Here is a 24094-nt window from a genome sequence, read left to right as displayed (position 1 = left end):
CTCCAACTAACGAACGTTCGTCAGTTATCTTAACAGATGATCGCTTGATAAGCAAGAGCCTAAATTTTTTAATAGTAATTGTTACGAATAACTTGCCAGAGCAAAAAATGTATGTTTTAATGTTAAACGTAATAATTACGAATAAGGGAAGATGAGCTGGTTCACTCGTACCTAATATGTGCGTACACAGCAGAGGATATTTTTTTTGCCTGTTTTCAAATCGTAATTATTACTATTAATACCGTCAAGGAGGATACATATGATCCTTTGCTCATTACGCGATATCGTGTTTGGATACGAAAACGAACCTGTGATCCGGAATGTATCCGTGGATATTCATGCCGGAGAATTCATTGCCGTCAGCGGCCCGAACGGGGCGGCCAAAACGACGCTGTTAAAGCTGATGCTCGGCCTCCTGAAGCCATGGAGCGGCACGGTCAGGTTTTCGGCGGAACTCGGCCGGAGCCGGGTGGCGTACGTTCCTCAGCAGGCCTCTTCTTTTAATGCCGGGTTTCCCAGCAAAGTCATCGAATTGGTCCGGTCGGGATGTTACCCGGAGCTCGGTTTGTTCCGGCGTTTTCGCCGGGAGCAGCATGAGCTTGTGGAGGAGGCGCTAAAAGCGGTCGGCTTGTGGGAGCTGCGAAACCGGAAAATCGGGGAGTTGTCCGGAGGGCAAAAGCAAAAGGCATGCATCGCCAGGGCGATCGTGCAGCAGCCGGATCTGCTCGTTTTGGATGAGCCCGTCACCGGAATGGATGCCGCGAGCCGCACTCGTTTTTACGAGTGGATGCGGCAGCAGGTCAAAGAGGAAGGCAGGACGGTGATCATGGTGACCCACGGGCTGGACGAAGCCCAAGATTACCTGGACCGCGTGATTTATCTGGAAGGGAAGGAAGAAAGCGATGTTTCAATATGAATTTATGCAGCGGGCGTTTTTGGCGGCTGGCTTGATTTCGCTCATTGCGCCGGTGCTTGGCGTGTATCTTGTGCTCAGAAGGCAATCCCTGATGTCGGATACGCTCTCGCATGTTTCGATGGCCGGGGTCGCGCTTGGCTCCGTGCTCCATCTCAGCCCGGTGTTATGCGGATTTCTTTTCGCCATATTGGGAGGAATCGTCATCGAGCAGCTGCGGCGGACGTACCGTTCCTACAGCGAAGTGCCCGTGGCGATCATTATGACCTCGGGGCTGGCGCTTGCGATGGTGCTGATGAGCCTGAAGACGAGCCTGAACAAAAGTTTTAACGCCTACCTGTTCGGCTCCATCGTGGCGGTCAGCGAGACCCAGCTCGCCGTCATCGCCGTCGTGACGCTGATCGGGCTGCTGTTTTTCGTCCTGCTGCGCAGACCGCTTTACAGTCTAACCTTCGAGGAAGATACGGCCGCGGTCAGCGGGGTGCGCGTCAAGCTGCTGTCGTTCGCTTTTGCGGTGGTCACGGGCATGATCGTTGCGGCTGCGATGCCGATCGTCGGGGTTCTGCTCGTGTCCTCCATGATCGTATTGCCTTCGGCTTTTGCCCTCCGTTTTGCAGGAGGTTTCGCGTCGGCCGCGATTCTTGCGGTCGCCACCGGCATGGTCGGGGTGTTCAGCGGCCTGACCGCTTCCTATTACACGAATACCCCGCCCGGGGGGATCATTGCCCTGATTCTGCTTGCCATTCTGCTGGTCGGCATCGGCGTCAAACGAGTGGCCAAACGGACCGCCAAACGGCGTATCGCCAAAGCCGGCATGCCTGTACGGCAGCAAACCCATCAAACTTTGAAGGAAGGAGCTTCAAAATAATGAAAAAACGGATTCCTTTTGTATCCGCGCTTACGATTGCCGCACTGGCCGTTTCCTTGGCCGGCTGCGGTCAAAAAGAGGAGGTTTCGGCACCGGCCGGGGCGCAGCCCGCCGCGCAAAAGCAGAAGCTGAAGATCGAAGCTAGCTTTTATCCGATGTATGAATTCGCCCGTCAGGTAGCGGGGGATTTGGCGGAGGTGAACCTGCTCATTCCGCCGGACGTGGAGCCCCATGATTGGGATCCGACGCCGCAGGACATGGGGAAAATCGAGCAGGCGGACGTGCTTGTGTATAACGGCGCCGGCCTGGAAGGATGGATCGATCAAATCCTGAACAGTTCGGGCAACAAAAATTTGAGCGTCGTCGAAGCAAGCAAGGGACTGGAGCTGATCGAAGGCGCCGAGGGAGAGCACGGGCACGGGGAAGCTGCGCATTCGGCACATGAGGCCGGTGACAAACATGATGCTGCGGAAGACCATGATGCGGAAGCGGGGCATTCCCATGAGGATGCACACGAACATGAGCATGAACACGATCACGATCACGGGGGATTGGACCCGCACGTATGGCTATCCCCGCAGTTGGCCGTCAAGGAAGTCCGGAACATCGAAGCGGCCCTGATCGAAAAGGCTCCGGAACATAAGGAACAATTCACGAAAAACGCGGACGCTTACGTCGCGAAGCTGGAGCAGCTGGATGCGGATTACAAGAAGGAGCTGCAAAACGCAAAACGAAAGGATTTCATTACCCAGCATGCCGCTTTCGGATATTTGGCCAAGACATACGGTTTAACGCAGGTGCCGATTGCCGGGTTGTCTCCGGAACAGGAACCGTCGGCGTCCGCCATGGCGGATGTGGTCAAGTTCGCGAAAGAGCATCAGGTCAAAACGATATTTTTCGAGACGCTTGTCTCCTCCCAGGTTGCCGATACGATCGCCAAGGAGCTCGGGGCGAAAACCGCCGTCCTGAACCCTCTTGAAGGATTGACAGCGGAGGAACAGGCGAAAAACATGGACTATATCTCCGTCATGCGCGCCAACCTGGAGGAGCTGAAAAAAGCGTTAAACGAATAGGATCTTGAGGGGAGAAGAGAAAATGGCTGACAAAATCATACCGGTAACCGTGCTGAGCGGATACCTGGGGGCAGGCAAAACGACCGTGCTGAACCATGTCCTGAACAATCGCGAAGGCGTGAAGGTAGCCGTGATTGTCAACGATATGAGCGAAATCAACGTCGACGCGGCGCTGGTGCAGTCGGGCGGGAGCCTGTCGCGCACCGAAGAAAAACTCGTCGAGATGTCCAACGGCTGCATCTGCTGCACCCTGCGGGACGATTTGCTGCAGGAGGTCAAGAAGCTGGCGGAGGAAGGGCGGTTCGACTATATTTTGATCGAATCGACAGGCATTTCGGAACCGATCCCCGTGGCCCAAACCTTCAGCTACGCGGATGAAGCGTCCGGCATTAACCTGGCGGAGCACGCCCGGCTGGACTGCATGGTAACCGTGGTGGACGCCTACCGGTTCTGGAAGGACTTTTCCTCGGGCGAATCGCTGCTTGACCGGGCGGAGGCTTCGGGAGACAACGACGATCGGGATGTCGTCGACCTGCTGATCGACCAAATCGAAACCTGCGACGTGCTGCTGCTAAACAAATGCGATTTGGTGGAGGAAGAGGATCTGAACCGCCTCGAGGGACTGCTGCGCAAGCTGCAGCCTACGGCCAAAATCATACGCACCGTGGGCGGGCGGGTGAATCCCGCCGAAATCATGAACACGGGATTGTTCGACTTCGAAAAAGCGAGCCTGTCCGCCGGCTGGATACAGGAGCTGGAAAAAGATCACCATACGCCAGAAACGGAGGAATATGGCATCGGCTCGTTCGTTTATCGCAAGCGCCTCCCTTTCCACCCGGAACGTCTCGCCGCGGCATTGTCGGACTGGCCGGCGGAAGTGGTTCGTGCCAAAGGGTTGGTATGGCTGGCGGTGAAGGACGATGTGGCCGCCACCTTCAGCCAAGCGGGTCCTTCGATCCAGTTCGGCCCTGCGGGGTATTGGCTGGCCGCCATGCCGGAAGCCGAGCGGCAGGAGATTCTGGCGGCCGAACCGAACCTGCAAAGCAAATGGGACCCGGTTTGGGGCGACCGGATGAACGAAATCGTTCTGATCGGCATCGATATGGACCGCAAGGCCATTGAGGAACAGCTGGATGCCTGCCTGCTGACGCCGGAGGAAATGAAGATGGACTGGGCCCGGTTCCGAAATCCGCTGCCGTGGGTAGAGCTATAAAGCGGATAAGCGGCCTGGATGGCAAGCGGTAAGACAAATTAAAACACCTTCAAGTGATAGGAACCATGTCGCATGATGTGGAGGACAACTTGGAGGTGTTTTTACGTTGCCATCATGAGTTAGCTGCCTTCCAACCTCGCGTTGAGTTTCATTTTAATGAGTCACTCTTGAAGATAAATAAAGTTATGTAAAAATAAGAAAGGAAAGCTTAAACAATTAATGAGCTGCGTAACGAAATTTCTAGGGAAGGATAGCCAAAAATATAAAGATCCTTGGAGGAACACTCAGCAAATGATTTATTGGAGCTTGCAGACTGTTGAAGTTTGGGAATTGGCCCGAAAAAGGGGATATCTGGAGGGAAGTGCTGAGCACGCTATGTTCCCCGAACATTATCGATGGATGATGCATCAAATGAATATGAGGCTGCCCAATTATACGGGTGAATATCCTGTTTGGTTATGGATCAAAAAGCCTGATATGAGGTCTACAGGACACTTTGAAGGTGGAACTAGATGCGTTCGCCTTACCCTTGATCTTGATGACTTCGATGTTCTGGTGTCTGATTTTGAACGATGGCATATCGTTTTGAGTGATGGTTTTTGCTCAGACGACGAAAAAGAAGATGATGACTTCTACAATGGTAAATTAACTATAACCAAAGAACGAAGCTGGGAGCGTATTTTTGATTTGAATAGGGAAACAGATATTGAATGGACTGGCGGCGGCAGATGGCTGCAAGGAACGACGGGACGAGTCAACTTAGATCAGGTTAAAAAGGTCGAATACTTTACAACTCGTAAATCTAGATATGAAACGGTTTTGAAAGCGTCGGATGAACCTCCATGCTTTGGGCAAACTAGGGAAAAACAAGCCATGGAGGATGCGCATGAAAGCCGTAACGTATCAAGGTCGAAAAAAGGTGGAAGTGAAGGATGTCCGGGATCCCGGGCTTGAAAAAAAGGACGATATTTTGGTCCGGGTAACGACGACCGCGATATGCGGTTCAGACCTCCATATCTATCATGGATTGATTCCCGGCATGCATGACAATTACGTGATCGGCCATGAACCGATGGGCATCGTGGAAGAAGTGGGACCGGAAGTGACGCGCGTCAAAAAAGGGGACCGGGTCATCATTCCGTTTAACGTATCCTGCGGGCAATGTTTTTACTGCCAAAACCAGATGGAAAGCCAATGCGACAATGCAAACGATGCCAGGGATACGGGCGGATATTTCGGTTATTCGAAGACTTACGGCGATTACGCGGGGGGACAAGCCGAACTGATGCGGGTGCCTTACGGAAACTTCGTTCCGTTCGTCGTACCCAAAGACGCGGAGCTGGAGGATGAACAGATTCTCTTTTTGTCCGATATTTTGCCGACGGCCTACTGGGGCGTCGATCACGCCGGCGTAAAACCCGGGGACACGGTCGTGGTGCTCGGATGCGGGCCGGTCGGACTGCTCGCGCAGAGATTTGCCTGGAAAAAAGGGGCCAAACGCGTCATCGCCGTCGATCAAGTGGATTACAGGCTGGAGCATGCCAAAACATACAGCCATGTTGAAGCCTACAACTTCGGGGCGGTCAACGACCTGGACAAGCAGCTGATCGAATTGACCAAAGGCGGAGCCGACGTCGTCATCGACTGCGTGGGCCTGGATGCGAAGCGCACCCCGCTCGAAAAGGTCGAAACGGCGCTGAAGCTGCAGGGCGGCTCGCTTGGAGCTTTTGACATGGCGGCCAACATCGTGCGCAAATGCGGAACGATTTCGGTCGTCGGCGTCTACGGGCTGAAATACAACCTGTTCCCGTTCGGCCACTTGTTTGAACGGAACATTACGGTCAAAATGGGGCAGGCACCCGTCATCCACTATATGCCGGAACTATTCCAATGGATCAAGTCCGGGGAGCTGGACGCCACCGACATCATTACGCACCGGCTTCCGATGTCCGAAGCGGGGCATGCCTACAACATCTTCGACAACAAAGAGGACAACTGCATCAAAGTAGTGCTCAAACCATAAACTGCAGCCGTGACTTGCGAAAGAGCCCGTTCCATAAGAACGGGCTCTCTTTCGAACGGTCATTTAGCTTCATTCCGTATGATTTATTCTCTCACTCTCATCAGTCACCCAGCACATAAGCATCCAAAAAATCGTTTCGGAACTTGCCTTCAGGGTCGCAGCGAAGAAGAAGGTTGCGGAAATCCGGCAGCCGTTCGTAAAGCGTCCGCAAGCGGACGGGCGGCATCGTAAACAGCTTGGCCCAATGCGGACGCGCGCCGTATGGAGCAAGCCGCTCTTCGATCAACGGGAGCACTCGCTGCACGGCTTGCCAGTCAGGCTTCCAGGTGAAATGGATCGCGACCGAATCCTGCAGGTAACAAGGGCTCATCCACAATTCGTCTTTTGCAATCGTTCGAACCTCGGAAACATAAAGAAGAGGGGCAACCTGTTCCCGAAGTCCGTCCAACGCGCATAAAGCCTGGTAGGCGAATGCTCGGGGCACAAAATATTCGCTTTGCAGCTCCTCCCCGGCGCTTGGGGTGAATTCCATCCGGAAATGGGGGAGCCGCTCGAACCAAGGTCCGGGGACGCCCAGCTGTTCGCTGCAGTTTTCCGCTGAAAATCCTGCCACGGGGTGAACATTTCCCGCAGCCCTGACCGAGCCGAAAAACGTCGGCCCCATGGCGGAGGCGGTGCCGTCCATCGTCCGATGCTTCAGCCAGACCTGATTAAAGGAGGACGACTTCCAGTCCGTGAACAGGCTGACGCTGTAAGCGGCAGAGGCGATTTCGTCAAAGTGATGCTCCAAATTCTCCAAGGGGAGATTTTCGTATACGTACTGGCACATCTCGAACGCCGGGATGACGTCGAGCGTCATTTTCGTGACGATTCCGAGTCCGCCAAGACCAACGGCGGCTCCATTGATCTCGTCCCCTGCGTCCCGGGAGAAGCGCATGACGGCTCCGTCCGCCCCGACGATTTCCATCGCATGGATCGCAGCGGCCAGATTGCGGCTGTTCACCCCGGAGCCATGCGTTGCGGTTGCGCAGGCCCCTGCGACCGTAATATGCGGAAGCGATGCCAAATTATGAAGCGCATAACCTTCTTCGTTCAGATAACGGCATAGATCCCCATAGCGGATGCCGCCTTCGACCGTTACCCGGTGGTTTTGGCGGTCCAGCGCCAAGACCCGGTTCAGCTTTTCGAGCGACAGTTGGGTTTCCGGGCTGTCCGCGATTCCGTTGAATGAATGCCGCGTTCCGACGACCTTGATCCGGCGGCTTGCGGCCGCGAGTTCAACCACCTGTTCCATCGTTTCAGGGATATGAAGCTTTGAAGCGCTGTACGTGTAATTGCCTGCCCAATTCCGTTTTTGGTCCATTTGCTCGCTCCCATTCGGTATAAAAGTCTATAAACCTATGATAGCAGGGGGCGTACAGGGCCTCAACCTATTTGTTGAGAGGGGAATCCTCGTATCCTTCGTGGTCGTAGTCGGTGTGCCGCATTTTGCCTAGGATTTTCATGCCTTCGATCGTGCGCTTCGTCTTTTCGTCCCCGATGTCGTGCAGGAAAGCGTACACGTCGATCAGTTTATCGTTAAATTCCTGCGGCGCGTCGTCATGGTCGGCCGATTTATAGGGAATAAACGCGCGCTTGAACGTATATTCGTCTTCCCGGTTCAGATCCTCCAGCTTATCCATCAGCTTGGTCTTCTCCGCTTCGGTCATCAACACCTCGAATTCGGCGGATTCGTAAGGGGCGTCCTGAATCAAATGATGGCTGACGGAAATATAATAACGTTTTTTATCGGTATCCATAAGTCAGATTCCTCCTTCGTCCTTGGCGCTTTGCGCATCTTGCGTGTTCCCGGAGCTTTCGGCGGATGTGCCCGGGCGGCAAGAACGTTTTTACTGAATTTTAAACGAAAGGAGGCCTTCTTGAATCAGAGACGCCGGTCAATCCGTTCTTACGGAGGGTCTTCTGAGAAAATAGTGGACACCGGGTCGAAGGTCATTACGAAATACAATATGTATATGAGCGAAAATCAAAAGCTGTTGTTTCCGTCGAAGACGAGCTGCCCGAACCCGGGCAGCCGCCGATGACGCCTTAGCGCTTCGCGAACCAGATCGTCCAAGGATCCTTTTCGGCAATCGGGCCGGATCCTTGGAGCTTGCTTTGCATATAGGCAATGAGCTCATCCAGTTCCCCGTCCGAAAGTTCATGCAAAATCGAACGCCCGGTTCGCCGCCGCACATCCTCGAACAACGCCTCGGGGTCAGGATGCACTTTCCTCGGCTCCCACCATTTCAGCTCGCGAATATCGCAAAAACCGCTCTCGCGGAGCGCTTCGGTCACCGTTTCCGAATGATGCCTCCGGGATTTCTCCGTTTCCATAAGCCCAGGGAATTTTTCGAAAATGTAACCGCGGATGTGGGTATCCGATCCGGGCAATACGCTGTCTTCCGGCGTCCGGTCCTGCACGATCAGCATGCCGCCTGCCTTTAAAATTCGATGCCCTTCGCGAAAACAGCCCTGCAGATCGGTCAAGTGATGGATCAGCGCCCGTTCCAGCACGACATCGACATGCTCCGAAGGCAGCGTCGTCCGGTCCGCAGCACCTTGAATCCATTCCACTTCTTGCGTTTCGCCTACGTTTTGTTTCGCCCCCTGCAGCATTTCCGCCGAATAATCGACGCCGATGACATGCTCGGCTCCAAGGGCAAGCAGTGCTTTCGTGTAGATTCCTCCGCCGCAGCCAATATCCGCCGCCCGTTTTCCCTTCAGTTCCACCTGCTTGGCAATGAGCTCCAGCCAAGAGGCATCCGCAACGCGGGTCGTATAAGAAGATTGGTTTCTTGGATCATGAAAATCCATCGGCATAACAGAAACTCCTCCTTTTTAAGTTTCATGGAATGAAACTATGTTTTATAAAACGGGATGATTTATATGTATTATAAAACATTCGAAGCCGATTGGCTACGTTTTCGAAGAAAATCGGCGGACGTTATAAATTCTTTAGAATTGCCCTCTAGTATCAATCCCAGGAGGGGAAATGATTATGAAAGTACTGGAAATCGAACATGTAACCAAAAAAGCAGGACGGCGGACGCTTGTAAGCGACATGACCTTTGAAATCATGCAGGGGGATGTTTGCGGCTTCGTCGGCCCGAACGGCGCCGGCAAAACGACGCTGATCCGCATGATTACGGGGCTGGTCAGACCGGGCGAAGGCACCATCCGCATCGAAGGTTTCGACGTGCAGCGGGACCGGATGAAGGCGCTTGGCCAGGTCGGAGCCATCGTGGAATCGCCGATCTTTTTCCCATATATGTCCGGAAGGGACAACTTGCTGAACCTCGCGAAACTGCATGCGGGCATCCCGAAAGAAAAACGCGCGGCCCGCGTCGACGAGGTCCTGGCTACCGTCGGGCTGGACGGACGCGGACGCGATAAAGTCAAAACCTATTCCCTGGGCATGAAGCAGCGCCTCGGCATTGCCCAAGCGCTGCTTGGAAACCCGAAGCTCATCATCTTGGACGAACCGGCCAACGGGCTGGACCCGATGGGGATTCGCGAGCTGCGCAACCTGATTTTGAAGCTGAACCAGGCGTACGGGATCACCTTTTTCGTATCAAGCCATCTGCTTGACGAACTGCAGCGGATCTGCAACCGCTTCGTCATCATCAAGGAAGGACGGCTCGTATGGCAGGGCACGCAGGAAGCGTGGCTGGAGATGGCCGGAACGAGCAGCCTGGAAGACCATTTCGTGGAGATGATGACCACATGATGGCTTTATTTCACAGCGAGTGGGAACGGTTATGGAAACGCAAAATCGCCTGGCTGTTCCTGATCGCCATACCGCTGATCATTGCCCTGACGGCTAAATATTACATTGGCCATAACGCGTCCTTTCCGCTTGGAAGTCCCGAGCATACGACGGCGGAAAATTTTCCGGTCATGGCCATGATCGAGCAGCTGATCGTCGTGTTTAACGTCGTGGCGCTTGTGCTTTTGACTTTTTCCTTTACGGAGGAATACCGTTCGGGCCAGCTGCGGCTCGTCATGCTGCGGGCATACGGCAGCTCGCAAATTTTTTGGGCCAAATGGCTGGCGTTTGCATCCATGATGGCTTTGTTTTTCGTCGTCTATTTGGTTGCGGCGGTCGTCGCCGGGTACGTATTTTTCGAATCTTCGCCGCAGCAGACGTTGTTTTATTACGATCATGCCGTTTCAAGCCGATACATGATCGGTTATACGCTCAGCTATTACGGAATGGCTTATGCCTCGATCGTCGGGACGGCATCCGTATTTATCGCGATCGGCGTCATCTCCCGTTCGTCGACCGCGGCCATTGGCCTCGGCATGGGATTTTTGCTTTGTTCCCTCGGGTTTCCGCTCATCTATGACCTGTTCAACCGCGTCACGGGGTTCGGCTGGCCCGCGATGCTGAAATACGTTTCGCTGACGGAAATCCAATTTAGCGGGATCGCGGTCATGCTGTCGGGCAGCGCAGCGGCAAGAGAATGGCATGCCGGACTGTGGATGGTGCTTATACTTGCGGGATATGTCGCGTTGTTTACGGCCGCCGCCCGCCTCATCTTTACCAAATCGGATCGTTTTATATAAGGAGGAAATGGATCATGATGCAGCTTTTGCAAAGCGACTGGCAGCGGATATGGAAACGGAAAAAAACCTTCGTCAGTCTGCTGATGTTCGTTGCGATCGTGCTGCTCGACTGCCTGTTCTTGGGCGTGCAGTCGTTCGGCGCGTTCGATAACGTATCGTCGGTGCCTTTGACCGCACAAAATTTTTCGCTTTTTTTGCTGAAGGAAGTCTCGTTTTTTCTGGTGCTGATTATCGGCCCGATCCTGATGATCGACAGCTTTAACGGGGAATATCACGGGGGCCAGCTGCGTCTGGTGCTGATCCGCCCGATTTCGATCCTGCGGCTGTTTGCGGCAAAATGGATCAATCTGGCCGTCATCCTGCTGCTGTTTGTGGCGGTAACCTTTGTCATAGGGGAAGGTGCCGGGCATCTGCTCAAGCCAAGCGTGGACTCCGTCGTGTACCTGAACCCGGACCGCGCTTACGGCCCGGTTGGCGCATTCCTGTATAACCTGGAATCCTACGGGTTGTTCATGCTGATTTTGCTCGCGCAGTTAAGCGTGACCGCGGCCCTGTGCACCTTGCTTCCAAGCCCGATCATCTGTTATCTCGGCTGGATCGGAGTGGCAGTGGGCGGCCTGTATGTTTCGGATGCGCTCCGATTTTTGCTGATAGGGATGAGCACCGTTTTTCAATGGATGGCCGGCCGGTACGTTCATGCCTTTCTTTTGCCGGTAATGGTTTGTATATTTCTAGGTTTTGCCGTTACAATGTTGTGGTGGAACCGAAGAAACTGGGTGAAATAGCCCGGAAGCAGGGAGTTTGTTTTACATGCAGGACAAAATACTGATCGTAGACGACGAGGCTCAAATCGTGTCGCTGATGGAGCAGGCCATGACGGCGGAGGGGTACCGGGTGCTGACCGCTTCCAACGGAATCGAAGCGATGAATCAACTCGGCCAGGCGCCGGATCTGATCATTCTTGACGTCATGATGCCGGGCATGAACGGATTTGAGCTGTGCCAGATGATCCGCGACGAGGTGGATTGCCCGATCCTGTTCGTCAGCGCGAAGCAAACGGAGGCGGACCGGATCCAAGGGCTGTCCATCGGAGGGGACGATTATATTACGAAGCCGTTCAGCCTTCGGGAGCTAAAAGCGCGAGTGGCTGCCCATCTGCGCGGAAGCCGGCGAATGCGGGAAAGCTCCGCGGAGCGGTCCCTGCTCCGGTACGGACGGCTGCGCATCAATTTGAAAGGCCGGGAGGTGCATGTCAACGACGCGGTCGTACCGATGACGGCCAAAGAGTTCGATATCGTCGAGCTGCTGGCACTGCATCCCGGGCAAGTTTTTTCCAAGGAACAAATTTATGACCGGATTTGGGGGCTTGAAGCGAGCGGAGACGCAAGCACCGTGACGGAGCATATCAAGAAGATCCGCGCCAAGCTGGGCTCGAGGGATCCTTTGAACAGCTATATTTCCACGCTTTGGGGGGTCGGCTACAAATGGGAAAGATCGGATTCGTAGAACGCCTGCCCATCAAGCGGCAGCTGATTCTCACCTTCGTGTGGATCATGGTTTTCAGCGTGGCGTGCACGGCCATTACGCTTGTCTTCGGCGTGGGCTGGATCGTTTCGAACAAATGGATACGCCCGGCGAACAGCTATGAAAACAAAATCCCTTCCCTCGTGGCATACGTCAAATCGCAAGGGGACGCGATCCTCGACCCGACAAGCCGAGCGGAGCTGGAAAAACGGATTCCGGGCGACGGAATCCAGTACCAGGCGGTCGACCTTTCCGGGAATCCGCTCTATGGAACGATGCGGGAACGCAAGTTTCAAACGAGTCAAGCGTTGATCGAGAACCTGAATACGACCAAAAGCGCGGGGACGACGCCGGCTTTTGGCGGGATGTTTGTCCGGAGCGTGCCCGTCATGTCGGCGGCAGGGGAGCTAAAAGGGGCCATGGTATTCCGCTATAAGCTGGAAGCGACCACGGCCGCGTCGGGTTCCAACTGGATCAACCTCGCCATCGTCCTGTACTTCGTCGTTTCGCCGTTTTTATACGTCGCGTTGTTTACGTATCTGTTTGCGGCGAGGCTCGGAAAACGGATTGCCAGACCCGTGCATAATCTCATCGATGCCTCCAAACGCATCCGCGACCAGGATCTCGACTTTACGATCAGCTATCAGGCGGACAATGAGCTGGGCATGCTGACCGAATCGTTTGAAAACATGCGCAGCGCCCTTAAGGACGCCTTGCTGAGGGAGTGGAAGCTGGAGCAGGAACGCAGGGACATGATGGACGCGATCGCCCACGATTTCCGCACGCCGATGACGGTCATCCAAGGCAACGTGGAGCTGCTGGCAGATACGCCCGATATGTCCCGGAGCCAAGCCGAAAGCCATCTGAAAGTCATCGAGGATAACATTCAAAGGGTCAACCGCCTGATCCAAGACATACAGATCGCTTCCGAAAAGGATTTGGAATACTTTCCGCTTCGCGGGGCGCAGGTTGCTTTGCGGCAGTTCATCCAGGACAAGGAGCGGGAGATCGGCTTCATGTGCCGTTCCCGGCAGGTCCGGTTCAGCTTCGAATACGAGGATTCTGCTCCCGGCGGCGGGGAGACGGTATATATGGACGTGCAGCGCATCAGCCAAGTCATGGACAACCTGGTGGCCAACAGCTTCCGGTATTTGCCCGCGGAGGGCGGCTGGCTCGGCGTTCGGATCGAAAGGAACGCGTCCGGCCTGCGATTCGCGATATGCGACAATGGCTCGGGTTTTGCCGAAAAAGATCTTCCGCATTTGTTCGAAAAGTTTTATCGGGGGGACAACGGGCAAACGGGCCTTGGCCTGCATACCGCAAAAGTGATCGTCGAGAAACACGGAGGCAGCATCCGCGCGTCGAACCGCAGGGAGGGCGGGGCTTGCATGGTTTTTACGATCCGGACGGACGAACTTGCCTGCAAAAGATGAAAAAGAAACGGCGGTTCGAGACCACGTTTATCGTTCGCCGGATGGACCGGCGGAAAAACAGGCCCCTGAAAAGGGGAAACGGTAGCCCCCGGCCCAGGCATCTTCATGATTCGATCATGAGGGTGCCTTTTTTGCCATAAGCCTAATAAAACGGACTCGGGGCCCGGGTTTCGCTCAGGTTCGGTATTTTTGGCGCCGATGCGATTTGCGGAACAACCTTAGCGGCATGACATACCATTTGTCATGGGCCTTCCTGGTTCGGGTTGCCTCGTAGATCATTTGTTTTTCTTGTTCCCTCCGGATGTTTACGGGATTGTTGCGTTCCGCCTGTTCGTATTCAAGCAGCTTTTGAAACGTATAATGTTCGAGCATGTCTTCTCCTCCGCTTCTATTGGGTTGCTCTCATTATGCGCTGTTCAAAAGGGGCAAAAAAGAGTATACTTTCGGAAATGGTTTTCCCCTTTTACGCCGGAGATTGCTTTCAGGAGGGTCGTTCGATGCAAATTAAAGAACAATACTTAATGCTTCACAGCCGGTTTTCGGACGGAAAACAAAGCGGCATGCCGATCGAAGTGACGCTTGAGGATTTGGCGCAAGCCTTATATTGCACCGTGCGAAACGCAAAGCTGATTTTGCGGAAGCTCGTGGATGAAGGGTGGGTTCAATGGCTTCCCGGCCGGGGAAGGGGCAATTATTCGCGAATTACGTTCCTAGCAGGCAAAGAGGAGTTTTTGCTGAACCTGGTCGTCGAGCTGGCCAAAAGCGGCGATTATCGGCAGGCTTTTCAAACGCTTGGCGCATACGGAAGCGGAACGCAGGCAAAGGAGCAGTTTCTGGATTGGCTGAACGGCCATTTCGGCTACAAAAAAGAAGAAGGAGCCGAGGGCTCCCATGCAACCGACAATTTGATATTTCCCGTCCTGTATCCGCCTCGGACGCTGGACCCGGCAGCCGCAAGCTTCGCGTTTGATTCCCATCTTCAGCGGCAAATTTTCGACCGGCTGTTGGCTTTTGACGAGCGGCTGGGCCGGATCGTGCCCGGGGTGGCCCATCATTGGGAAGCCAATCGGGATGCGACGGAATGGACCTTTTATTTGCGCAAGGGCATCCGTTTTCATCACGGCCAGGAGCTGACGTCCGCCGACGTGCTGTTTTCCTTTGAGCGGCTGCGCAACCATGCGGAAAACAAGTGGCTTCTCCGGGAGGCGGAAACGATCGAGGCGCTGGGGCCGCGCGTCGTCCGGATCCGGCTGCGCAAACCGAACCGCATTTTTGACAGGTTCATGTGTTCGGTCGGGGCTTCGATCCTGCCTGCCGATTTCGCCGGTCAGGAGGAAGGGAGCTTCTGGAACTTGCCGCTAGGCACCGGTCCGTTTCGCGTCGTTTCTTTTTCCAAACATCGCATCGAGCTTGCAGCGCATTCCCAATATTATCAGGGCCGCCCGTATTTGGACGGCGTCGATATCGTCATTATGCCGGCGGACTGCGACCCGGAAGCGATCGGCTTTACATCGGTTTTGCATACCTGGGACCGGTACAGGCAGGACGAAGGAGATGGACGGGGTACAGGTTTAAGGCTGGGCTGTACGATGTTGTCCTGGAATGTGAACAGGGAAGGTCCGCAGCAGTCCGAAGCCTTTCGGCGGGCCGTACGGATGATTTTGCATCCCGGCGAGATGATTGCGGACCTGGGAGGCCCGCGTGCCATCCCTGCTTTCGGATACCGGCCGGACGAAAGCCGAGGCAGGGTCATCGATCCGGTTCGGCCGGAACGCGTGAAGTCCGCGTTAAAAGAATCCGGATACGATGGGGCGGTCATCCGGCTGGCGGTGTATGACAAATACAAGGATGACGCGGCATGGATTCAAAAACGGTTGTCGGAATGGGGAATCCGCGCCGACATCCAGAACCACCGCGACTGGGAGGATGCAGACTGCACCGTCACCAGCATCGTCCTCGCCGAAGACGAAGTGTGCGAAATCGAATCTTATGAGAACGGGGCCAGCGTATTGCGGCTGTACTTGGATGAAGAGCGACTGCTTTGGATCAAAGCTCGGATCGACGACGCCTTGGGGGCGGAGAACAGGGAAGACAGACGCATGACGTTCCGGGAAATCGAACAGTATTTGCGTGACGAAGCCTCGGTGATTTTTCTTTATCATCGGCACCTGAATGCCTTTTTGCATCCGTTTGTGCACGGCATGAGCCTGAATCCGCTGGGTTGGGTCGATTTTAAGGACGTTTGGCTCGAAAAACATGATTAAAAATGGGGGAACTCCTTTTCATAGGGGTTCTTTTTTTGGTTTCAGCAACGCGTTCCGAATCGTTCAAATTAAATGACATAGTGTAAAATACTTCACAAAATAGACGAGCGGGTGTATAATCGGATCGTAATCGATTACATTGATGACGATGTACCACATAGAGAGGAAGATGGACATGGGAAGATTGGCAGGCAAAGTCGCCGTCATTACGGGCGCAGGCAACGGCATGGGGGCCGCGGAAGCGAAATTGTTCGCCCGGGAAGGCGCCAAAGTGGTCGCAACCGATATCAACGAAACGGCATTGCATGAAGTCGTGAACGAAATCAAGCAAAGCGGCGGGGAAGTCCTGAGCTTCAAGCATAACGTAGCTTCGGAAGAAGAGTGGAAATCCATCATCGAAGAAACCGTCAAACAATTCGGGAAAGTCGACGTTCTTGTGAACAATGCCGGCGTTTCCTCGACGATGACCATCGCCAACCTGGAGATGGACAAATGGAACAAAGTGATGGACATCAACCTGAACGGTTGCATGCTGGGCATGAAATATGCCATTCCTGAGATGAAAAAGAACGGCTCCGGCTCCGTCATCAACATTTCCTCGATCGGCGGCCTTGTCGGCATGGCCGGTTCCAGCGCTTATACCGCTGCGAAAGGCGCGCTGCGTTCGATTTCGAAAGCGGCGGCCGTCGAATATGCGAAAGACTGCGTCCGGGTAAACTCCGTGCACCCCGGCATCATCGTCACGCCGATGACGGCCAGCACGTTCGGGGAAGCGGAGCCGTATTACAAAACGTTTACGCAGCTTCCTTACTTCGGCAATCCAGAAGACGTAGCTTACGGCGTGCTGTTCCTGGCTTCCGACGAATCCCGTTTCATGACCGGCGCGGAGCTTGTCATCGACGGCGGCTGGACGGCCCTGTAATCCGTCTGACGGAACAAATAAAAATAACCCTGAAGGACTTGGTCAAGACCCCATTTAGTGGACATTGAAAAAACACCTAAGCTTGAAACTGGCGTCGGTACTCTACCGGCGTCAGTTTGTTTAATTTACGCTGTGGTCGTCTTCGGTTGTAAAAACTTATGTATTTCTCAATTCGTCTTTGTGCCTCTGCCAGATTTCGTATATCATAGGGATAGAGTCCTTCCGTTTTGAGATGCGAGAAGAAACTCTCCATGGAGGCGTTGTCTAGGCAATTGCCCCGGCGAGACATGCTGATTTGGGCGCCAACCTTTGGCAGCATGTCGTGGTAAGCATGAGACGTGTACTGGAACCCTTGGTCGCTGTGAACGATCAATCCGGTCACGTCTTTTTGCTTTGCAAATGCCTTGGCGAAGGTCTGGAGGACCAGCTCATTGTTGTTGCGTTCGCTAAGTTGGTAGGCCACAATCTCGTTATTGAATAGGTCTTTCACTGCCGAGAGATACAACCAGCGCTCGCCTATCCGGTATTGAGTCACATCCGTCACCCATTTCTGGCTTGGTTTTTCGGCTGTGAAATTTCGCTTAAGCAAATTATCAGCTACACGCTCGGCAGCCTGGTATGTCATATTAAATCGACGTTTCCGGCGAATGCTGGCTTGAAGACCGAGCTTTTGCATAAGGCGAAGCACCTTCTTGTGGTTCATCCATACACCTTCATCCTGCCACAAGAACAACTGGATCTGCCGGTAGCCATACCTTCCTTCGTAGCGTTTATACACCGTGTGGATGAGTCGTTTAGCCTCGGCGTCTCGGTCGTTGTTCTTCCGCTTCAAATATGCGTAGTAACCACTTCTAGAGACGCCAAGGAGTTGGCAGTAATCAGCTACTTGGCCGATGTCCGCTGCTTGTTCAATGAGCTTGAAACGCTGTTCTTTCCCTCCCGCATCCAGATTTCTAAACACTTTTTTAGCATCGCATTCTCCCGTTTCAACTGCTGAACATATCGCTCCTGATCTAAATATTCCTTCCGCCTTCCTCGTTGATCCAGTAGACCAAATTCACCCTGCTCACGGTATTTACGCATCCATCGCTTCATTCGATCCTTATCTTGTATTCCTAAGTGTTCGTTGATTTGCCGATATGTCCATTTTTCCTCTACGTGCAGGCGGATGGCCTCCATTTTGATTTCCTCAGAATATGTCTTAAACTTTTGACCTTTAATCGCCATAAAAAAATACACCCCCTAGAAATTCATCGGTTAAACCAAGGGGTTTTTCCAATGTCTATTCTAAGGGGTGCACTTCAACTATCCTTCAGGGTTATTTTTATTTTCCCATTGCTTTATTTTATCGAACGGACGGACGCGATAAGGGCCAAGGATGGACAAGTTCATCAACATTTCGGCCATTTCCTCTTCCTTGTAAGGCATTTGGTTTTCGACCCACCAAATAATAAGCTCCAGGAACGCCGATTCCACGTATTTGATGACGACTTCCCTGCGCGCGGATAAATTGGAATCGTCCGGCTCGGTCATATTGATGCCCTCGGATATGAAGTTGTGGAGCACATCCAGCAGACCGGCGGTGAAGGCCGCAATCCGGTTTTTGACCAGCAAGGCCTGGTATTGGCGGAAACGCTCGCTGACATGCTTGAACATCCGGATGAAAATAGGATGGGCTTGTCCGCTGGAAAAATCGAATTGGATCGGATCGTCGTTCGAATTCCGGATCGATTCGCTCAATTCGGCCAGCAGCTCGTCGATGCATTGATTCACGAGGTCTTGTTTATCGTTGTAATGCAGATAAAACGTCGCTCGTTTGACGGTGGCTCTGTCGGCGATATCCTGTACGGTAACCTGTTCGTAGTTTTGTTCCTCCAGCAGATCAAAGAGCGCGTTTTTGAGCAGCCTTTGCGTCCGTATGACCCTCGGATCGATTCGTTGCTGTTGCTCTGAAGCCATACTTTTCATTCCTCCACAATCCTGCTATATCATTGTATTCTATCCATCATATAACAGACCGGAGAAGGATTCAATCAGGCGAAGGAATGAAGAATCGGAGATTCGGTGCTAGAACTTGAAGATTTGAATCGTTTTTTGCAGCTGGAATACGGCTTGTCTCATCGCTTCGGTTTCTTCCACGACGGCTTCGATCGATTTCATCTGTTCATTCATCGAAGCGGATACCTGCTCGGTTCCGGCGGAGGATTGCTCGGTAATGGCCGAAATGTTCTGGATCGCGGCAGAAATTTTCTGCGCGCTTTCGAGCATCTGGTCGCTTTCGCTGGAGAAGGCGTTGATCTGCTCGGTTATGTATTGTACGCTTTCCACGATGTTCGTAAAAATCTGCTCCGCCTCGCGGATCATTTCGTTTTGCATCCGCACGACTTCTTCGTTTACTTTAATGTTTTCGATCGCTTCGCGGATGCCTTGCTCAATGCTTTTGACGAGTCCGAACACCTCCTGGGTCGATGCCGTCGACTCTTCCGCCAGCTTGCGCACTTCATGGGCAACGACGGCGAATCCCCGCCCGTGCTCCCCGGCTCTGGCGGCCTCGATCGATGCGTTCAGGGAAAGGAGGTTCGTTTGCTCGGCCAATTCGGAAATGGTTTTGGTGATTTTATGGATGCCGTATGCGTTTTTGGAAAGGGCGTCGATCGTTTGGGCGACGTGCTCCGTGGCTTCGACGTTTTTGCGCATGCCCTCGGCCTGCTTTTCGACCGACTGGCGGCCTTTTTCCACGAAGCTGAGCGTCAGGTCGGATTGTTTTTTCATTTCCTTCGTGGATTTGGCGTAGTTCCCTACCTTCAATTCGATATCCTGGATCGATTCGGTCATGCCGGCGACGTCCTGCGATATTTCGCTTGCGCCTACGGCCAGCTCGTTGGATGCCGAGGCGACGGATGCCATGACGGTTTTCAGCTCCTGGTTTTTGTCCGCGATCCCGCGGCTGGCGTCGATCACCCGGCGGGTAATGCCGGAGGCTTCGTTTAATATTTTCTTCAACTTGTCGATCATGCTGTTAAACGAACGGCTGACGTCTCCCATGGAGCCGGTTTCATCGACGCGGTTCGTAAAGTCGCCTTTGGCGATCGCGGCGGTCACGTTGGCGATGTTTTCGAACGAGGAGGTGAGCGTCTGCTCCACGTATCGGGCAAGCGGGTAGGTCAATGCGGCCAGGACGGCGACAAACACGATTCCGATCACAAGCTTGCCGATCACGATAAAAATAACGAGCGCCGGAAGGGCGAACAGGGCGGCGACCAAATAACACCCGGCGATGACCCGTTGGGAAAGCGGAAGATTCTTCAACCACGACATAGGAAAATAGGCCTCCTTAATATGTACTAGTTCTACCATATTATAGCACCGACACGGTTCAAAGGTCTATAAAACGTTTACAAAATGAGCCAAAATCAATGATTCTTTTGACATAATTCGATAACGTTCCCGTTAAAAAAACGAAGCCGATGCATTTTGCGCCAGCTTCGTTTTTCCAGGGTCAAACCATCCAATACCGCCGGCGGCCGATCCGCGAGACGATCCCCGGCTCCTGCGCGAAGGTTTGGTAGAATGATTCGGGGTTCGCCCCCGGCCCGCCGCCTTCAAACTGGGATAAATACAGAAAATCCGGGGATATCACCTGATCGGTCAAATACGCGGATACGGTGCTTCCCGGCTTTCGGTGCCTGTTTAGCTTGGCGATGATCGCGCGGGACGATTCGATCCCGATGCCGTGCCCGTAATAAAGGTCTTCTTCCAGCTTGACGGTATTTTCTCCCTGCCATTCGATTTGCCTCGGGTTGACGTCCGGATTTTTGAAATAGAGGACATCGCCAGGGAACGCTTCGGACGCGCCTTGCTTTTCGATGAGACGCAGGTCGGCGTCGTAATGCCAGTCGTATAACAGCAGGTCCGCGAACATCCGGTTGAAATCCTTTTCCCGTATGCAATCCAGCAGGCCTTTATACAGGACGATCACAATGGCGGTCGCACATTCGAAGCCGTAAAGCGGTCCGTTGGCGAAAATATCCCGAATCCCTTCGGCCGGGGTCACATCGGACCGGAGCTCGAACCCTCCCCGGTTGTTCAAATGCCAGAACCGCTCGTTGCAATGGGAATGTTCGAAATCTTCGAATTGCACGCCGCTTCGCCTCAGCGCCTTGGCTGCTTCGACGATGCCCGTTCTTAGTTTCAGCTCAAACTGCAAATGAGCAAGCGATGCATAACGGTATACGGAGGCGCTATTTTTTTTGGCGCGAACAATTTTTTGCCATAACGGCGGCCAATTTTCGGTTTCCAGCACGGGCTCTTCATTGCCGATTCGAATCACTGTTTACCCCGCTCCTTTCCTTAACCTAAGTAGAGCATATGTCGCGGCCAAGCCAAGAAATGTCAAAATGTACGGATGAAAAGACGGCATGCGGGCCGTTTTAGTGAGTTATGGTTGCGATTGCGGGGGTTCTCATATAAACTTTTGTGAGAGCTGCACTATATTTTGACGAAAATTCATCGATTCTGATAGAGGAACGGACTGGAGTAACGAGAATGAAGAAATTCAAAAAGTTTTACGTCGAGCTGACGAGCCGCTGCAATTTGGCCTGCACGTTTTGCCCGCCTACGCACAGAGCAACCCAATATATTACGCTGGATCAATTCCGGCATACGCTGGACGAAGTCAAGCCGTACACGGATTACATTTATTTTCACGTCAAAGGCGAACCGCTGCTCCACCCGCACATCGACCAATTGCTGGATATCGCCCATGAAAAAGGTTTTAAAGTGAACATCACGTCCAACGGGACGCTGCTGCATAAAGCGGGGCCTAAGCTGATGAACAAGCCGGCGCTTCGCCAGATGAACTTCTCGCTGCATAGCTTCGACGGGCATGTCGGCTCCAAAGACAAAGACGCCTACATCGCCAAGGTGCTGAATTTCGTCAAGGAAGCGACCGCGAATTCGAACCTGATCGTGTCGCTTCGATTGTGGAACCTGGACATGGATAACGCCACGAACCTGGAGAAGCAGCGGAACCGCGAAATGCTGGCCTATATCGAAAAGGAATTCGGACTGGATTATAACATCGAAGAAAAGGTCCAGCCCGGCAAAGGCGTCAAAATCGCCGACCGGATCTACATCAACATGGACCATGAATTCGAGTGGCCGGATTTGTACGCGGAAGAGGATTTCGGACCGGGCTTTTGCCACGGTTTGCGCAACCAGGCCGGCGTCTTGGCCGACGGCACCGTCATCCCGTGCTGTTTGGACGGGGAAGGCGTCATCAATCTCGGCAATATCTACAAAACGCCTTTCAAAGACATCATCGAAGGGGAACGCGCGACCAACATCGTCGACGGCTTCTCCCGCCGCGAAGTGGTGGAGGAGCTGTGCCGGAAATGCGGGTACCGCAAGCGGTTTAACTACAAGGCGAACGGGTTTGCGGAGGAAGCTGCCGCGAAATGATCATCAAAAATTTATAGGGCGGGATATAAACGTGCTGGAATGTTGAGGCCATCGTTTGGAGGCGTTTCTTGAACGTCATGCCGCAAAGCCTGAATCCTTGGTGGATCAGGCTTTTTTAGTGCTTTAAATGGGCATGCAGCCCGAGCGGTCGCATAATTTTGTAAAGGCGGTTGACATTTCAAATAAAATTGAAATATAGGGGTGATACGTTCATGTCTACCGATCAACAAACGCGCCTAAGCGGCTCTGCCACTCAACCGGCTGCCGTCAAGCAGGGGGCCATGGGATGGAGTTTGGCGCTGCTTGCTTTGGCGCAGCTTATCTACGGGCTCGACATCAATATCGTTTTCGTAGCTTTGCCCGAGATCGGCCATGGTCTTGGCTTCTCGGAGCAGTCGCTGCAATGGGTCGTCAGCGCCTACACGGTTTTCTGCGGGGGCTTTCTGCTTCTTGGAGGCCGTGCCGCCGATTTGCTCGGACAAAAACGAATGTTTGTTTTCGCATTGGTCCTCTACGCGCTTTCGTCGCTATTGGGAGGTTTGGCCTGGGATCCGCTTGTGATCATTATCGCCCGGGCCATCCAAGGGATAGGAGCGGCGTTTCTGTTTCCGTCCACGTTATCGCTGCTCAACCGGTTGTTCGGGGAAGGCCCGCGCCGCAACCGCGCCCTTGCCGTATGGGGCGGCGCCGGCGCCAGCGGACTGACGATCGGCTCGATCTTGGGGGGAATATTGACGAATGCATTCGGTTGGGAAGCGGTCTTTTTGGTTAATGTTCCTTTGGCGGGAATCGTTGCCCTGGCTGCGCTGCTTGTCATTCCCCGCGACGAGAAACGGAGGCAAAAGCGCCATTTCGACGTACCCGGCGCCGCCACCGTAACCGCAGGCGCTACCCTTCTCGTCTATGTACTTGTACAGGGGCCCGAATTGGGCTGGGCCTCCGGGGAAACGATCGTCAGCGCAGTACTTTCCCTGGTCTTTCTGTCGATCTTTGCCCTGATCGAAAGACGAAGCGCCGCTCCGCTCATGTCGATGCATCTTCTGCGTAACCGCAGCTTGGTAGCCAGCATGGTCATCACATTCATCTACATGGGAACGTTCGGTGCTTTGCCATACTTCCTGACAACCTTTTTTCAGAACGTGCACGGATACAGCGCGCTGCAAACCGGGCTTGCCTTCATCATTCCTTCGTTGGCGATTGCGGCAGGCACGCAGCTCGGCGAACGCCTGGCGACCCGGTTGGACGCGCGAAGCACGCTGCTGGTCGGCATGGCGATCGGAATCGTCGGGACTTTGCTGATTCCGCTTGGCGCATACACCGGCAGCAGCTATCTGATGATCGTTCCGGGGCTCGTCATTTCCGGCATCGGCCAGGGCATCACATGGACCGGCATGTGGATCGCCGCTTCCAGCGGCGTAGCCCCGGAGGACCAAGGCGTAGCGTCCGGGATCGCATCGACCACGTTAAACATCGGGAACGCCATCGGGATGGCCATCTTGATTGCGGTCGCCAACGCGGGCATACAGGAACAGTCGGGGGTAGCTCTCCGCGATGCCTTAGCCCAGGGGAACCGGACGGCGATTTATCTCGCGGCGCTCGGCATCCTTCTCGGCGCGGTTGTCGCCTTGTTTTTGCCCCGAAAACGAAAAGTGTGACGGAAGGCTGTCGCCATCCAGGCAAAACCGGCCAAAACCGCGCAATAGGTTGGAACGTGGTCTTGGCCGGCATGTACCGCAGGGATAAATAAATTAAAATCGTATGAGCAGCCTGTACCCGGAGGGGACGGGCTTTTT

General features: G+C 53.8%; 24 protein-coding genes. 15 read left to right on the top strand and 9 right to left on the bottom strand.

Annotation, left to right across the window (positions count from 1 at the left end):
• Window positions 1-259 precede the first annotated feature (259 nt).
• The 6 genes from AC27KL_RS11950 (at window position 260) to AC27KL_RS11925 (ending at window position 6090) form a co-directional block, all read left to right on the top strand.
• Complete coding sequence (locus tag AC27KL_RS11950; RefSeq protein ID WP_487169805.1) at window positions 260-916, top strand: metal ABC transporter ATP-binding protein; 657 nt, start codon at window positions 260-262, stop codon at window positions 914-916.
• The gene (locus tag AC27KL_RS11945; protein WP_487169804.1) at window positions 903-1781 is read left to right on the top strand and encodes a metal ABC transporter permease; all 879 of its coding nucleotides are present in this window, start codon (window positions 903-905) and stop codon (window positions 1779-1781) included. Before AC27KL_RS11950 ends, AC27KL_RS11945 begins: the two co-directional genes overlap by 14 nt.
• Complete coding sequence (locus AC27KL_RS11940) at window positions 1781-2854, top strand: metal ABC transporter substrate-binding protein (protein ID WP_487169803.1); 1074 nt, start codon at window positions 1781-1783, stop codon at window positions 2852-2854. The genes AC27KL_RS11945 and AC27KL_RS11940 overlap by 1 nt, the downstream gene beginning before the upstream one ends.
• A 22-nt stretch (window positions 2855-2876) precedes the next feature.
• Window positions 2877-4067, top strand: a complete 1191-nt coding sequence (locus AC27KL_RS11935) for a GTP-binding protein (protein ID WP_487169802.1) — start codon at window positions 2877-2879, stop codon at window positions 4065-4067.
• Window positions 4068-4358: 291 nt separating this feature from the next.
• Window positions 4359-5021: a DUF3841 domain-containing protein gene (locus AC27KL_RS11930; protein ID WP_487169801.1), complete on the top strand. Its 663-nt coding sequence runs from the start codon at window positions 4359-4361 to the stop codon at window positions 5019-5021.
• Complete coding sequence (locus AC27KL_RS11925) at window positions 4954-6090, top strand: zinc-dependent alcohol dehydrogenase (RefSeq protein ID WP_487169800.1); 1137 nt, start codon at window positions 4954-4956, stop codon at window positions 6088-6090. The genes AC27KL_RS11930 and AC27KL_RS11925 overlap by 68 nt, the downstream gene beginning before the upstream one ends.
• A 100-nt stretch (window positions 6091-6190) precedes the next feature.
• Here AC27KL_RS11925 and AC27KL_RS11920 read toward each other — a convergent pair whose 3' ends face one another.
• The 3 genes from AC27KL_RS11920 to AC27KL_RS11910 all read right to left on the bottom strand — a co-directional run bounded on the left by AC27KL_RS11920 (window position 6191) and on the right by AC27KL_RS11910 (window position 8952).
• Entirely contained in the window at window positions 6191-7453 is a 1263-nt protein-coding gene (locus AC27KL_RS11920) for an FAD-binding protein (RefSeq protein ID WP_487169799.1), read from the bottom strand.
• Between the two features lie 67 nt (window positions 7454-7520).
• Complete coding sequence (locus AC27KL_RS11915) at window positions 7521-7889, bottom strand: hypothetical protein (protein ID WP_340998526.1); 369 nt, start codon at window positions 7887-7889, stop codon at window positions 7521-7523.
• Window positions 7890-8178: 289 nt separating this feature from the next.
• On the bottom strand, window positions 8179-8952 hold the full coding sequence (locus AC27KL_RS11910; RefSeq protein ID WP_340998527.1) for a class I SAM-dependent methyltransferase: 774 nt from the start codon (window positions 8950-8952) through the stop codon (window positions 8179-8181).
• A 178-nt stretch (window positions 8953-9130) separates the two neighbouring features.
• On the opposite strand from AC27KL_RS11910, the gene AC27KL_RS11905 reads away from it, so the two are divergent.
• From AC27KL_RS11905 to AC27KL_RS11885, 5 genes are read left to right on the top strand one after another with little or no spacing between them, the layout of a single operon-like run.
• On the top strand, window positions 9131-9859 hold the full coding sequence (locus AC27KL_RS11905) for an ABC transporter ATP-binding protein (RefSeq protein WP_340998529.1): 729 nt from the start codon (window positions 9131-9133) through the stop codon (window positions 9857-9859).
• Window positions 9856-10698, top strand: a complete 843-nt coding sequence (locus AC27KL_RS11900) for an ABC transporter permease (RefSeq protein ID WP_340998531.1) — start codon at window positions 9856-9858, stop codon at window positions 10696-10698. The genes AC27KL_RS11905 and AC27KL_RS11900 overlap by 4 nt, the downstream gene beginning before the upstream one ends.
• A 14-nt stretch (window positions 10699-10712) precedes the next feature.
• Window positions 10713-11483, top strand: coding sequence for an ABC transporter permease (locus AC27KL_RS11895; RefSeq protein ID WP_340998533.1), 771 nt, complete (start codon window positions 10713-10715; stop codon window positions 11481-11483).
• A gap of 25 nt (window positions 11484-11508) precedes the next feature.
• Entirely contained in the window at window positions 11509-12204 is a 696-nt protein-coding gene (locus AC27KL_RS11890; RefSeq protein WP_340998535.1) for a response regulator transcription factor, read from the top strand.
• Entirely contained in the window at window positions 12183-13655 is a 1473-nt protein-coding gene (locus AC27KL_RS11885; RefSeq protein WP_340998537.1) for a HAMP domain-containing sensor histidine kinase, read from the top strand. The genes AC27KL_RS11890 and AC27KL_RS11885 overlap by 22 nt, the downstream gene beginning before the upstream one ends.
• Before the next feature lie 174 nt (window positions 13656-13829).
• On the opposite strand, the gene AC27KL_RS11880 is transcribed toward AC27KL_RS11885, so the two are convergent.
• Window positions 13830-14027: a hypothetical protein gene (locus AC27KL_RS11880; protein WP_340998538.1), complete on the bottom strand. Its 198-nt coding sequence runs from the start codon at window positions 14025-14027 to the stop codon at window positions 13830-13832.
• Between the two features lie 125 nt (window positions 14028-14152).
• On the opposite strand from AC27KL_RS11880, the gene AC27KL_RS11875 reads away from it, so the two are divergent.
• On the top strand, window positions 14153-15919 hold the full coding sequence (locus AC27KL_RS11875) for an ABC transporter substrate-binding protein (protein WP_487169798.1): 1767 nt from the start codon (window positions 14153-14155) through the stop codon (window positions 15917-15919).
• Window positions 15920-16094: 175 nt separating this feature from the next.
• Window positions 16095-16841, top strand: coding sequence for an SDR family NAD(P)-dependent oxidoreductase (locus tag AC27KL_RS11870; protein WP_487169797.1), 747 nt, complete (start codon window positions 16095-16097; stop codon window positions 16839-16841).
• A gap of 76 nt (window positions 16842-16917) precedes the next feature.
• Here the strand turns inward: AC27KL_RS11870 and AC27KL_RS11865 are convergent, their stop codons facing one another.
• The 5 genes from AC27KL_RS11865 to AC27KL_RS11845 all read right to left on the bottom strand — a co-directional run bounded on the left by AC27KL_RS11865 (window position 16918) and on the right by AC27KL_RS11845 (window position 21171).
• Window positions 16918-17802 carry an IS3 family transposase gene (locus AC27KL_RS11865; protein WP_212958463.1) on the bottom strand — a complete coding sequence of 295 codons (885 nt, stop codon included), beginning with the start codon at window positions 17800-17802 and terminating at the stop codon, window positions 16918-16920.
• Entirely contained in the window at window positions 17724-18068 is a 345-nt protein-coding gene (locus AC27KL_RS11860) for a helix-turn-helix domain-containing protein (protein WP_244873139.1), read from the bottom strand. Before AC27KL_RS11860 ends, AC27KL_RS11865 begins: the two co-directional genes overlap by 79 nt.
• Window positions 18069-18146: 78 nt before the next feature.
• The gene (locus AC27KL_RS11855) at window positions 18147-18800 is read right to left on the bottom strand and encodes a TetR/AcrR family transcriptional regulator (protein ID WP_487169796.1); all 654 of its coding nucleotides are present in this window, start codon (window positions 18798-18800) and stop codon (window positions 18147-18149) included.
• A 108-nt stretch (window positions 18801-18908) separates the two neighbouring features.
• Window positions 18909-20159 (bottom strand): methyl-accepting chemotaxis protein, encoded by a 1251-nt coding sequence (locus tag AC27KL_RS11850; RefSeq protein WP_487169795.1) that lies wholly within the window; start codon window positions 20157-20159, stop codon window positions 18909-18911.
• Window positions 20160-20340: 181 nt separating this feature from the next.
• Entirely contained in the window at window positions 20341-21171 is an 831-nt protein-coding gene (locus tag AC27KL_RS11845) for a protein-glutamine gamma-glutamyltransferase (protein ID WP_246536594.1), read from the bottom strand.
• Between the two features lie 215 nt (window positions 21172-21386).
• Here AC27KL_RS11845 and AC27KL_RS11840 point away from each other — a divergent pair, with 215 nt between their 5' ends.
• Both AC27KL_RS11840 and AC27KL_RS11835 read left to right on the top strand, forming a co-directional pair.
• Window positions 21387-22301 carry a radical SAM/SPASM domain-containing protein gene (locus AC27KL_RS11840; protein WP_487169794.1) on the top strand — a complete coding sequence of 305 codons (915 nt, stop codon included), beginning with the start codon at window positions 21387-21389 and terminating at the stop codon, window positions 22299-22301.
• Window positions 22302-22513: 212 nt separating this feature from the next.
• Complete coding sequence (locus AC27KL_RS11835; RefSeq protein ID WP_487169793.1) at window positions 22514-23956, top strand: MFS transporter; 1443 nt, start codon at window positions 22514-22516, stop codon at window positions 23954-23956.
• Window positions 23957-24094 lie beyond the last annotated feature (138 nt).

The organism is Paenibacillus sp. YAE3 (assembly GCF_057546105.1).
This window is presented reverse-complemented; position numbering and strand designations above follow the sequence as displayed.

Coding starts and splice junctions, on each gene's coding strand:
- AC27KL_RS11950 (WP_487169805.1), top strand. CDS start 260: ATGATCCTTTGCTCATTACGCGATATCGTGTTTGGATACGAAAACGAA.
- AC27KL_RS11945 (WP_487169804.1), top strand. CDS start 903: ATGTTTCAATATGAATTTATGCAGCGGGCGTTTTTGGCGGCTGGCTTG.
- AC27KL_RS11940 (WP_487169803.1), top strand. CDS start 1,781: ATGAAAAAACGGATTCCTTTTGTATCCGCGCTTACGATTGCCGCACTG.
- AC27KL_RS11935 (WP_487169802.1), top strand. CDS start 2,877: ATGGCTGACAAAATCATACCGGTAACCGTGCTGAGCGGATACCTGGGG.
- AC27KL_RS11930 (WP_487169801.1), top strand. CDS start 4,359: ATGATTTATTGGAGCTTGCAGACTGTTGAAGTTTGGGAATTGGCCCGA.
- AC27KL_RS11925 (WP_487169800.1), top strand. CDS start 4,954: ATGAAAGCCGTAACGTATCAAGGTCGAAAAAAGGTGGAAGTGAAGGAT.
- AC27KL_RS11920 (WP_487169799.1), bottom strand. CDS start 7,453: ATGGACCAAAAACGGAATTGGGCAGGCAATTACACGTACAGCGCTTCA.
- AC27KL_RS11915 (WP_340998526.1), bottom strand. CDS start 7,889: ATGGATACCGATAAAAAACGTTATTATATTTCCGTCAGCCATCATTTG.
- AC27KL_RS11910 (WP_340998527.1), bottom strand. CDS start 8,952: ATGCCGATGGATTTTCATGATCCAAGAAACCAATCTTCTTATACGACC.
- AC27KL_RS11905 (WP_340998529.1), top strand. CDS start 9,131: ATGAAAGTACTGGAAATCGAACATGTAACCAAAAAAGCAGGACGGCGG.
- AC27KL_RS11900 (WP_340998531.1), top strand. CDS start 9,856: ATGATGGCTTTATTTCACAGCGAGTGGGAACGGTTATGGAAACGCAAA.
- AC27KL_RS11895 (WP_340998533.1), top strand. CDS start 10,713: ATGATGCAGCTTTTGCAAAGCGACTGGCAGCGGATATGGAAACGGAAA.
- AC27KL_RS11890 (WP_340998535.1), top strand. CDS start 11,509: ATGCAGGACAAAATACTGATCGTAGACGACGAGGCTCAAATCGTGTCG.
- AC27KL_RS11885 (WP_340998537.1), top strand. CDS start 12,183: ATGGGAAAGATCGGATTCGTAGAACGCCTGCCCATCAAGCGGCAGCTG.
- AC27KL_RS11880 (WP_340998538.1), bottom strand. CDS start 14,027: ATGCTCGAACATTATACGTTTCAAAAGCTGCTTGAATACGAACAGGCG.
- AC27KL_RS11875 (WP_487169798.1), top strand. CDS start 14,153: ATGCAAATTAAAGAACAATACTTAATGCTTCACAGCCGGTTTTCGGAC.
- AC27KL_RS11870 (WP_487169797.1), top strand. CDS start 16,095: ATGGGAAGATTGGCAGGCAAAGTCGCCGTCATTACGGGCGCAGGCAAC.
- AC27KL_RS11860 (WP_244873139.1), bottom strand. CDS start 18,068: ATGGCGATTAAAGGTCAAAAGTTTAAGACATATTCTGAGGAAATCAAA.
- AC27KL_RS11855 (WP_487169796.1), bottom strand. CDS start 18,800: ATGGCTTCAGAGCAACAGCAACGAATCGATCCGAGGGTCATACGGACG.
- AC27KL_RS11850 (WP_487169795.1), bottom strand. CDS start 20,159: ATGTCGTGGTTGAAGAATCTTCCGCTTTCCCAACGGGTCATCGCCGGG.
- AC27KL_RS11840 (WP_487169794.1), top strand. CDS start 21,387: ATGAAGAAATTCAAAAAGTTTTACGTCGAGCTGACGAGCCGCTGCAAT.
- AC27KL_RS11835 (WP_487169793.1), top strand. CDS start 22,514: ATGTCTACCGATCAACAAACGCGCCTAAGCGGCTCTGCCACTCAACCG.